General features: G+C 40.7%; 8 protein-coding genes. 1 reads left to right on the top strand and 7 read right to left on the bottom strand.

What is annotated here, in order from left to right; genetic code table 11:
• Positions 1-550: 550 nt before the first annotated feature.
• The 6 genes from guaA to tig form a co-directional block, all read right to left on the bottom strand.
• Entirely contained in the window at positions 551-2,098 is a 1,548-nt protein-coding gene (guaA, locus tag G602_RS0112355; RefSeq protein WP_026659299.1) for a glutamine-hydrolyzing GMP synthase, read from the bottom strand.
• 96 nt (positions 2,099-2,194) lie between these two features.
• Complete coding sequence (locus G602_RS0112350; RefSeq protein WP_026659297.1) at positions 2,195-3,622, bottom strand: deoxyguanosinetriphosphate triphosphohydrolase; 1,428 nt, start codon at positions 3,620-3,622, stop codon at positions 2,195-2,197.
• A 49-nt stretch (positions 3,623-3,671) separates the two neighbouring features.
• Positions 3,672-5,066, bottom strand: a complete 1,395-nt coding sequence (locus G602_RS0112345) for a C40 family peptidase (RefSeq protein ID WP_026659291.1) — start codon at positions 5,064-5,066, stop codon at positions 3,672-3,674.
• A 146-nt stretch (positions 5,067-5,212) separates the two neighbouring features.
• A complete protein-coding gene (locus G602_RS0112335; RefSeq protein ID WP_026659290.1) occupies positions 5,213-6,724 on the bottom strand; it encodes a glucosyltransferase domain-containing protein in 1,512 nt (503 codons plus the stop codon).
• A gap of 66 nt (positions 6,725-6,790) precedes the next feature.
• Entirely contained in the window at positions 6,791-8,182 is a 1,392-nt protein-coding gene (asnS, locus tag G602_RS0112330; protein ID WP_026659289.1) for an asparagine--tRNA ligase, read from the bottom strand.
• A 32-nt stretch (positions 8,183-8,214) separates the two neighbouring features.
• The gene (gene tig, locus G602_RS0112325) at positions 8,215-9,495 is read right to left on the bottom strand and encodes a trigger factor (protein ID WP_026659288.1); all 1,281 of its coding nucleotides are present in this window, start codon (positions 9,493-9,495) and stop codon (positions 8,215-8,217) included.
• A gap of 203 nt (positions 9,496-9,698) precedes the next feature.
• Between tig and G602_RS0112320 the strand changes: the two genes are divergently transcribed.
• Positions 9,699-10,175 (top strand): hypothetical protein, encoded by a 477-nt coding sequence (locus G602_RS0112320; RefSeq protein WP_026659286.1) that lies wholly within the window; start codon positions 9,699-9,701, stop codon positions 10,173-10,175.
• A gap of 94 nt (positions 10,176-10,269) precedes the next feature.
• Here G602_RS0112320 and G602_RS26420 read toward each other — a convergent pair whose 3' ends face one another.
• Complete coding sequence (locus G602_RS26420; protein WP_044931994.1) at positions 10,270-10,920, bottom strand: hypothetical protein; 651 nt, start codon at positions 10,918-10,920, stop codon at positions 10,270-10,272.
• Positions 10,921-10,938: the final 18 nt, after the last annotated feature.

Genomic DNA, 10,938 nt, shown 5'->3' with positions numbered 1-10,938 from the left:
TGTCCCGGGGCACACCCATTTTCCCCATTTGGGACCAAGTTATTTTCCCTAGTCGCTCTTATAAAAAAGTATTTTTTACACATGTATTTCATCTGATATATCATCTGAATCCAACAAGTGTCTCTCCTACACTTATCCCCGATTTGTCCCGGCATAACCTCACCAAAAGGTGATATATTTGCCGAAATTTATCGGAGAATATCACGACCATAAGGTCCTTTAACCAGCGTCCCCACACCGAAATATCATCTGAAATAAATATGGATTTTACTAGGGTTTACAAGGGTTTGCGGTTCTTATTAGTCCTGATTTTCTCCATGCTTTTTCGGGTATATTTCAGCGTTTATTTACGCTGGGTCTCACCCGGGAATTGCAGGGGAGATTATTTGGAATTCAGATGATATAACCTTGTTTCAAGTATCAAAAAAGACCTCATACGAATCGCATAACGACTCATACAAGGTCTAATAACATCCATTTAATATTCAATTTTGAGAAACCATCATTTTGCCCTTTTCATGGAAAACAATGTTGTCTCTTGTTAAGTGTATTATTCAAGTTCCACCGTTCCCGGAGGCTTACTCGTCAAATCATACATTACTCTGTTAACACCCTTGACCTCATTGATTATTCTGCTCATAACCTTCTGGAGCACCTCGAAGGGAATCTCAGAAGCCTCAGCAGTCATGAAATCAATTGTCTCAACAGCTCTAAGGACTACAGCATAGTCATAGGTTCTCTCATCACCCATAACACCGACTGATCTCATATTTGAGAGAGCTGCAAAATACTGATCCGGAAGCTTCTTAAGCCCTGCATTTGCGAGCTCAGTTCTGTAAATATAATCAGCATCCTGAACAATTCTAACCTTTTCTGCAGTAACCTCACCGATTATGCGGATGCCAAGTCCCGGTCCGGGGAATGGCTGACGGAATACCAGGTATTCAGGAAGACCAAGCTCAAGACCTGCTTTTCTAACCTCATCCTTAAACAGCGAACGAAGAGGTTCGATGATTTCCTTGAAATCAACATAATCCGGAAGACCGCCTACATTGTGGTGAGACTTGATTACAACTGACTCTCCGCCAAGACCTGACTCTACCACATCGGGATAAATTGTTCCCTGCGCAAGGAAGTCAACTCTACCTATCTTCTTAGCCTCTTCTTCAAAGACACGGATGAACTCCTCACCAATAATCTTACGCTTTCTTTCAGGCTCTTCCACACCTTTAAGCTTTGCGTAATATCTCTCTGCCGCATTTACACGAACAAAGTTTATATCAAAATTACCATTGGGTCCAAATACACCCTCAACCTCATCGCCTTCATTTTTGCGAAGGAGACCATGATCAACAAAAACGCAGGTAAGCTGCTTACCAATAGCCTTTGCCAAAAGAGCTGCAAGAACAGAGGAATCAACACCACCTGATAAAGCCAGAAGTACCTTACCGTCTCCAACTTTTTCCCTGATCTCTTTTATTGTATTTTCAACGAAAGAATCCATTCTCCAGGAGCCTTCAGTCTGGCAGATACCCCTTACAAAATTGTGAAGGATCTCTTTTCCCTTAACTGTATGAAGAACCTCAGGATGGAACTGAATAGCATATAACTTTTTCTCTTCACAGGCAGCTGCTGCCACAGGGCAATCTGCTGTATGTGCGATTATCTCAAATCCCGGTGCAACCTTGCTGATATAGTCGAAGTGACTCATCCACACAATTGTCTCAGCAGGAATATTGGCAAATAATGTATCCTTTGCGCCATCTATAAAAGTATTAGTCTTGCCGTACTCTCTTACAGGTGCTTTCTCAACCTTACCGCCAAGGACATGCATCATGAGCTGGGCGCCATAGCACAAGCCTAAAATCGGAATGCCGAGTTCAAATAATTCTCTTGTGTAAGTAGGAGCGCCTTCCTCATAACAGGAGTTAGGTCCGCCGGTAAGAATTATCCCTTTAGGATTCATAGCCTTAATCTGATCAATAGGCGTTTTGTAGGAATAGATTTCACAATAAACGTTACATTCTCTGACACGGCGAGCAACAAGCTGATTGTACTGCCCACCGAAATCCAGAACCACTACCAATTCTTTATCCATATTTTCCTCTTTCTGAATAAATTTAGTGAAGCTACTCAAATACCATAAATGTAACTGTCTTAAAATGCAAGCAAAATCAATTGATTAAGCAAAAGATCATATGAGGCCGTTTAATTCCTGATATAGTCTCTTGGCATAACTGTCTGTCATACCACACACATAATCTGTCACAAGGAGAAGCCTTAAGTATAACTTTTCATCTTCGCTTTTTCCCTGCGAATATATATGATAGATAGTCTTATAATTCTCCGAGATAAAAGAAATCATCCTTGAGTCTATAGGACGAAGCTTCACGTCCGTATCATAATGCACGGCTGCAGGTACAAGTCTGTCCAATAGATACGTCAAAATCTGATCCGCACTCACTTCTATCTTCAAAATAGGCTCAGAATTAAATGCGTATTTCACAGCAATAGCCCCAAGCGCATCAACTATATGCTTTCCTTCTGTTCCTTCAAGAAGCTCCTGACCGAAAGAACCGTCCATTATTTCTTTATAATGTCCGGCAAAGCTTTCTGTCGCAAGATAAATGAGTTTTCCCTGAACAGCCACGATCCAGTTCTGCACAGCATACTCTCCTGGATCACTAACTCCGCGCTCTATTCCTTTTTCATATCTGTACTTTAGTGATTCTATCAGCGATCTGTAGCCGGAATCTGACTGATCCTTAAGGCATCTCTGCTCAAGCTCTCTGACAAGCATATCAAAGCTGATCCGGCCTTTTTTATAAGAATCTTCAATATCTGCTGTCCTGTATGCTATGTCATCTGCCGCCTCCAGAATATATGTAAGCGGATGTCGCCTGCCATTCAGGCCACAGGAATACTCTATATCTCTGAAAAGATCACGATCCGCGTAATAATATCCCATCTTATGACAACAGATATCTGCACTTTTTTTATCCACATCCAGAGAAGAAACCGGATATTTAATTATTGTTGCAAGAAGCGCCTTGGTGAGATTCATCCCATGCTCATCCACAAGATAATGCAGCTTGGTGACCACTCTTAACGCCTGTGTATTACCTTCAAAGTTATAAAAATCATTCTGCATCTGTGGGTTAAGAATGTCCGTCAGCTTCCTGAAAGTTGAATTAGCATCCACATATTCAAGCTTTGGCAGATTTTCCTTAAACCACTCCCTTATAACCGTTTCTCCAAAATGACCAAAAGGTGGATTTCCTATATCATGCAAAAGTCCTGCACACTGTAAAATATCGCAGATATCCTGCTGATATGATGGCTCAAAGCTCTCATCCTTAATCTCTGAAAGTATTTTCCTTGCGATATTCTGTCCCAGGGATTTGCAAAAAGAAGATACCTCCAGGGAATGTGTCAGCCTTGTCCTCACAAAATCTGACTGATCCAGAGGAAAAACCTGAGTCTTATCCTGAAGGCGTCTAAAAGAAGCACTTCCGATTATTCTATGATAGTCTTTTTCAAATTCGCTGCGAAGATCCTGTGATCCCTCACGCTTAACTATCGGGCGAATCCTGTCTCCGCAGAGTAATTTATTCCACTCCAAAATACGTACTCCTTACAAAGCTGCCTGCCGGGCATACTCTATTTTAAATTTATCCTACAAATCTTCTGATAGTCAAAATTGTTCTGTACGTGGCATTTTCATACTTAATTCCTGTTTTTGCCGTACTTGCATGAACTATTCTGCCTCCGCCAAGGTAAATAGCCACATGTCCGCCATAATATATAACGTCCCCTGCCTGAGCATTCTGGTATGAAACCTCTCTACCATAGGTAGCCTGTGAATAGGATGATCTGGGCACGCTTATTCCAAACTGTTTGTAAACAGCATAGACAAACCCCGAACAGTCGGCACCGTTTGTAAGACTTGTTCCTCCTGCTACATAGGGATTTCCTACAAACTGGCATGCATAATTAGCTATATTCTGGCCCGTAGCAGCACCTGCCACAGCAGGTACCGTCTTTACAGGTGTTGAAGCTGCCTCATTTGAAGACTTTGATGATTCAGAATTATTAGCCTGATCATTATTGTTTGTATTATTAGCCGCAAGCTGCTCTTTCTCTTTCGCTTTTTTAGCAGCTTCCTCTTCTTCCTTCTTCTTTTTGGCCGCTGCAGCCTCTTTTGCCGCAGCCTCATCTGCTGCCTTCTTGGTCTTTTTTACTTCACTTTGCTTGGCATCTATCTTTGCCTGCAGATCTCTTATCTGTGCAGTCTGCTGCTGCAGCTGTGCAGAATATACTGCCGCATCCTGCTTGGCTTTTGCCAGCTGGACATCAAAATTTGCATACTGTTTCTTATACTGATCAATAACCTGCTCAACATGAGCCTGCTCTTCTTTCAACTCATACTGTGATGTCTCAAGCTCTGACTTAGCTTCTGCAAGCTCTTGCCCGTACTGCTCAGCTGCATTTTTAGCCTGGATAAAATCAGCCAGCTTCTGTCTGTCATAATCATAAAGTTCTTCAATATATCCGGCTTTGTTAAGCATATCGCCTACATTCTCAGCCTGAAGAAGGAGTAGTGCATAAGACACCTCTCCCTTTTCATACATAAACTTTACTCGCTTCTTCATAGCATCATAGAGTATCTCCTCCTGACGCTTGGCTTCCTCATACTCCTGCTGAGTCTTCTCTATCTTAATCTGAGTTTCTTCTATGTCTGCCTGAATAAGATCTATACTTGTCAGAAGACCCACAAGCTCCTCATTAGCTTCATCTATGCCTTCCTGAAGCTCAGCCTGTTCGCCCTGTATCTCACTGATGTTCTGATTGGCATTGTTCAGACCGCTCTGACTCTCCTTTTTTTGAGACTCTATGGCATTTTGCTGCTTTTCGAGCTCCTTCTGCTGCTTCTCAAGCTCTTTTTGCTGCTTCTTAAGCTCTTCACTTGAAGTTGCAAGCGCAGGAACACCTGATACAGTCAGCATTACAACTGCCAATGCACCACATAGACATCTATTAAATAATCTTTTTGAAAATCTTTTCATTTAATCCCCATTTGAAAATAAAAAAACAAAACTTTTATCACTTCAATTATATCAAAACAAAGTGTCATTTGCGACTCCCCGGAGCCTTGCAAATAAAAGCCTCCTTGGCAAATTTTCTATCTGCACAAGGAGGTCTTATCGCTTATTCAATATATGCACCAGTATGCGGTATTTCCGTCAATTACCAGCTGTTCATCCACATCAAATTTGTCCCAGTTCATATCTTTAAAGTACTTTTTCCTTATTTTTCCCGGTTTCATCTGACTTTTCTTTAATCTGTTGGTGGCATCTGATTTTATACCATTGTTTTCATCGTTTTTCTCAATGCGGTTAGCATACTCCAAAAGGCTGTATGCTACATTTCTTGAAGTACGCTCGTTTATCTGGTCAAGTTTATAATATACATTATCATAATAATTTGAAGAATCATCATCAACGCATATACCAATTTCGGTAACGGTAACTCCTGTCTTAGCTTCGTAATTATCAATCTTGTTGAGTACCGCCTGTGCACATGCTAAATCCTGAGCATTCGAAATATAGTGATTAAGCGCTATCTGCTGGCAGGAAAAAAGCTGTACGGCAACGCAAATTCCTGTAAGAGCCTGCATATATTTCTTCATGTTTATATCAAGCTGGACATACGCCAAAAAGCAGGTACTTCCAAAAGCGGCATAAAGAGTATAAATAACTCTTGGTGCACTTGATTGGATAATCGGAATAGCAAGTGATAATGCAAACATCACAAATCCGGCAAAAGCAAACGATATAATTCTTTCTTTCTCTTTTTTATGGGTTATAAAAAGCAGCAATGTTGCTATTATAAGGATACATAAATTAATATACGGAACCGGCAAAAGCCCAATGCCATTTTTCAAAAAGTTCCAAAAAAGTATGAGTACCCTGGAAATACTATCAATAATACTCCCTGATGTTATTGGCTTTGGATCATCAGACATTATTCCCATGGCCAGCATAAGTTTGGTTGATAAATAATTAAGAGCACCCACCAAAAGGCAGCTTAAAGAAACAATCAGTCCTCTGAAAAACATCTTCTTGTTTAGAACGCAATCACCCTCGATCAACATATAAAGCAGGGCATAAATTGCACACAATATCACCGAAACCTGATATGTGCATCCACCCATCAGCACAAAAATCACTGCAATAACGTACTTTTTTTTCGAATAAAAATATACTGCAAGTGCTGTAAACAACACATAGAAGCAGTAGACAAAGCACTCCGGAAACATAAGATATTCCGAAAAAAGTGTACTGCTAAAGGGCAAAATCAGCAATGCTCTCCCAAAATATTCTTCAAAAACATTCGAAAAAGCTTTTTTCTTATTTAGGAGCGATACTATTACTTGCTGATAAATAAATGCTCCAAGGGATACCACCAATATATGCAGAATAAAAAAATATCTGTATTTCTCAGGAAGTATGATTCCTATCTTATATAATAGCAGCTCCATAACATATGGAATATATCTTCCATAGGTAAATTCAGATTCAATGTTTATAAGAGGATTGAGATAATGAATCATCGTATCTGATCCAAATCCGAATCTGTAAAATCCCTGATACGCAAGAAGGACAAATGCCAGGGTTATTATATACGCAGTTATTACATTTTTATCTAATTTAGATTTCCCCATAAGATTAAATATCTCTCAATCTAAAAATTATGGCATCTTGAATCAAAGAATCAAGATGCCATTTAATTATAATTCGCAATTACCTACTGTACGAGGGAAGGATTCAACATCACGGATGTTGCCCATTCCTGTAAGGTACATTACGCAGCGCTCGAATCCAAGACCAAATCCTGCATGTCTTACTGAACCATAACGTCTAAGATCAAGATAGAACTGATAATCCTCTTTCTTAAGACCAAGCTCATCCATTCTCTTCTCGAGAGTAGCAAGATCATCCTCTCTCTGGCTTCCTCCTACGATCTCTCCGATTCCGGGAACAAGACAGTCAGCAGCTGCAACTGTCTTACCATCCTCATTTAGCTTCATATAGAAAGCCTTAATCTCCTTCGGATAATCGGTAACGAATACAGGCTTCTTAAATACCTGCTCTGTAAGGAATCTCTCGTGCTCTGTCTGAAGATCTGAGCCCCACTCAACCTTATAGTCAAACTGATCATTATGCTGTTTAAGAATCTCAACAGCTTCAGTATATGTAATTCTTCCGAACTCACTGTTTGCAACATGCTGAAGTCTCTCAATAAGTCCCTTATCCACAAATGAGTTAAAGAACTCCATCTCAGCAGGTGCATTCTCTAGAACATAGTTGATAACATACTTGAGCATAGCCTCAGCACAGTCGCAGTCATCCTTAAGATCTGCAAAGCACATCTCGGGCTCGATCATCCAGAACTCTGCCGCATGACGTGTTGTATTAGAATTCTCAGCACGGAATGTAGGACCAAATGTATAAACATTCTTAAATGCAAAGGCATATGTCTCAACATTCAGCTGACCTGAAACAGTAAGATTAACCGGCTTTCCAAAGAAATCCTGTGAATAGTCAACCTGTCCGTCCTCTGTCTTAGGCACATTATTGAGATCCATTGTAGTTACCTGGAACATCTCACCTGCACCTTCACAGTCACTGCCTGTGATAAGGGGAGTGTGAACATATACAAAGCCTCTCTCCTGGAAGAAGGAGTGAATAGCATATGCTGCAAGTGAACGAACTCTGAAAACAGCCTCAAACGTATTGGTTCTTGCACGAAGATGAGGTATTGTTCTTAAAAACTCAAGTGAATGACGCTTTTTCTGAAGCGGGAAATCAGGTGTTGAAGGGCCTTCAACATCAATTTTCTCTGCCTGCATCTCAAATGGCTGCTTTGCACCGGGAGTAAGAACAATTGTACCCTCTGCTATAATGGCGGAACCGACATTAAGCTTACTTACCTCAGCAAAATTGCCCAGTGTATCTGAATAAACAATCTGAAGTGGAGTGAAATATGTACCATCATTAAGGACAATAAAACCGATTGCCTTTGAATCACGAATGCTACGGATCCATCCACCTACTGTTACCTTTTTATCTGCAAATTTTTCGGGAGCCTGAAAAAGCTCTCTGATATCTGTCAGTTCCATCTTTTGCCTCCATCTATAAAATCAATATTTGATTACTCTGCTGAATCTGCACTCTCTGATTCTTCTGTATTCTCTGTATCTGCGCTGTCTGCAGCCTCTGTATCTGCGCTGTCTGCAGCCTCTGTATTCTCAGTTTCAGCCGCTTTGTCATCTTCTGTAGCAGCATCAGCTGCAGGCTCGGTTACATTTGCATTTTCTGCAAGGAACTCGATAACCTTGTTTGTAAGAAGATTCTCTTTGATATTCTCTACATCAACTGTCTTCTTATACTCATCAACACTGGCAATTGTCTTGCCCTCTTCTGCTGTAGCATTGGCATTAGCCATATCAGACTCGAGCTTCTCATTGAGCTCGTCTTCTGTTACTTCAATTCCTTCAAGCTTAGCAATTGCACCAAGCATAATGAACTGTTCCGCAAGCTCTACAGACTTATTATCAAGATATTCTGTCTGCTCACCGGAGAAGCCCTCCTGAGCCATCATCATGGAAAGAACCTGATCTGTAGTATAGCTTGTACCATAATTAGCTGAATAGTATGAAGCAACAAGATCAGCCTGTTCTGTGTAAAGTCCCTTGAAGCGATCAAGTGCCGCCTGAGGGGGCTGATTAAATTTGCAATTGGCTGTCACAGCATCAATAACCTTGGAATTGACTTCGTTCTTGTACTGTGTCTGCTTGTCCTCCATGAGTCTGTCCTTAAGATAGGTCTTAAGCTCATCTATGGTTGTAACATTTTCGATTCCCAGTGAAGCTGCATAAGCATCATCCAGGTCAGGCTTTACCTTTATGCTGTTGACTTTTACTGTAAAAATAACATCTGCGCCTGCAAGCTCTGTAGAACTGTAATTCTCAGGGAATGTAAGATTAAGGTCCCTTGTCTCGCCTATTGCCGCACCGATAAGTCCGTCTTCAAAACCATCAATAAATGTATGTGAACCAATTGTCAGATCATAGCCTTCTGCTGTACCGCCATCAAATACCTCTCCGGTATCAACTCTTTTTCCAGAATAATCAATGTTTACCGTATCACCTTCCTGTACTGCTCTGTCTGTAACCTCGACAGTTGCCTTCATTGATGAACTGATATACTGCATGTACTGATCAATCTCTTCATCACTTACTTCAGGTGATGCCACCTCTACATTTATTCCTTTATAATCTCCGAGTGTTACGTAATCTTCAAGATTAATATCCTTGAGATATGCTGCGTCTGTATTGCCTGCTGCGTCTGTATTGCCTGCTGCCTTTGAACAGCCCGCAAGCATTCCTGCTGCAACCACTACAGCGGAAACAGCTGCCATAAATTTTTTCATATTTATTTACTCCTTAGTACTTTCTAAATTCACTTGAATTCCTATCATGAAATTCTTAAAATAAAACTTTTTTTATACTAGCACAGTTTCTACTTATATTAAAGTATTTTTGTTGCCTCAGCTTTAATTCAATGTTAAAATGGTTTTTGCGCAGCGACCAAAAATCGCATTTAACAGTTTCATTTATAGTTTGGAGGAATGTTTTGAATCCGGTATTAATCGTATTTTTAGTAATTATTGTTGTACTTACAATTGCACTTGTAGTGCTCACTATTCTTGGTAAGAAAGCCCAGAAGCGTCAGGAAGAGCAGCAGGCTCAGATGGAAGCCATGAAGCAGAGTGTTTCCATGCTTATCATCGATAAGAAGCGCATGAAGATCAACGAAGCAGGTCTTCCCTCTGCCGTATTGGAGAATACCCCTAAGCTTCTCAGACGTTCTAAGCTTCCAATCCTTAAAGTAAAGGTTGGACCCCAGATCATGAACCTCGTATGTGATGAGAAGATTTTTGATTCTGTTCCTGTTAAAAAGGAAGTTAAGGCTGAGGTCAGCGGAATTTATGTACTTTCCGTAAAAGGTATCAGAGGTGGAAATGCTGCTCCTACCGAGCAGAAGAAGGGCTTCTGGAAGAATCTTGTAGCCAAGGCTCAGGAAAAGGCAGGAGCAAATCCTATTAAATAATATGCCTTGACATTTGAATAACGAAAAAAACAAGAAGGACTGCGAGCATATGCCCACAGTCCTTTATCTATTTCATATATTTAATTATTAAGACTTATACTTCTAATTCATCTGTTGCCTCTGCAGCCTGGGTCTGATTATTCTTTTCAGCCATTTCATCAAATCCCTTCATAACTGCATCATAGGTCTGTTTGGAAATATCAGGAAGCTCTTTGCCCCAGCTCTTTGTTGCTTCTTTAAAGCCCTGTTCAAAGGCTGAACGCATTTTTTCAACCTGATTGGGATCCCCGCCTGTAAGTGCATTAGCAAAATCAAGTATTCTCTGCGAAGTCTGTTTTACACCCCAATAGCCATCCTTGGAAATCTCTTCCTGTGCCTTTTTCTTGGCAGCCTCGTCAATTGTATAATCTCCGCTTGCCAAAAATGACCATATATCATCAGCTTTTCCTATTTGTACACCCTGCTTTGACATCATCTGGGTAACAATATCCTTCAGCTGATTCTGTCTGGTTTCGAGGTCACTCTTTAGCATGTTAACGACAGCTTCATTCTTAACATATGTCTTGTTGGTTGAAGGTGCCACTACATTATCCGACTTCTCATAAACCGCAGCCTTGTCTGTTTCTTTTGCTTCAGCGGTCTTCGCTGTTTTATCCTCAGTAGTTGCTTCTGTGGCTTTAGCGGTCGCAGTCGGCTCGTAATACGTGGTGGTCTGGTCTAAACCTGTAACTCCGTTTACGCCCATATGAACTCCTTTTCTACG

It is taken from the genome of Butyrivibrio sp. AC2005, assembly GCF_000424145.1.
Classification (GTDB): domain Bacteria; phylum Bacillota; class Clostridia; order Lachnospirales; family Lachnospiraceae; genus Butyrivibrio.
The sequence above is the reverse complement of the archived record's forward strand: the minus strand, read 5'-3'. Positions and strand labels throughout refer to the sequence as shown.

What these genes read in the sequence shown, in the direction of transcription:
- guaA (WP_026659299.1), bottom strand. Translation starts at nt 2,098, where the DNA reads ATGGATAAAGAATTGGTAGTGGTTCTGGATTTCGGTGGGCAGTACAAT.
- G602_RS0112345 (WP_026659291.1), bottom strand. Translation starts at nt 5,066, where the DNA reads ATGAAAAGATTTTCAAAAAGATTATTTAATAGATGTCTATGTGGTGCA.
- G602_RS0112335 (WP_026659290.1), bottom strand. Translation starts at nt 6,724, where the DNA reads ATGGGGAAATCTAAATTAGATAAAAATGTAATAACTGCGTATATAATA.
- asnS (WP_026659289.1), bottom strand. Translation starts at nt 8,182, where the DNA reads ATGGAACTGACAGATATCAGAGAGCTTTTTCAGGCTCCCGAAAAATTT.
- tig (WP_026659288.1), bottom strand. Translation starts at nt 9,495, where the DNA reads ATGAAAAAATTTATGGCAGCTGTTTCCGCTGTAGTGGTTGCAGCAGGA.
- G602_RS26420 (WP_044931994.1), bottom strand. Translation starts at nt 10,920, where the DNA reads ATGGGCGTAAACGGAGTTACAGGTTTAGACCAGACCACCACGTATTAC.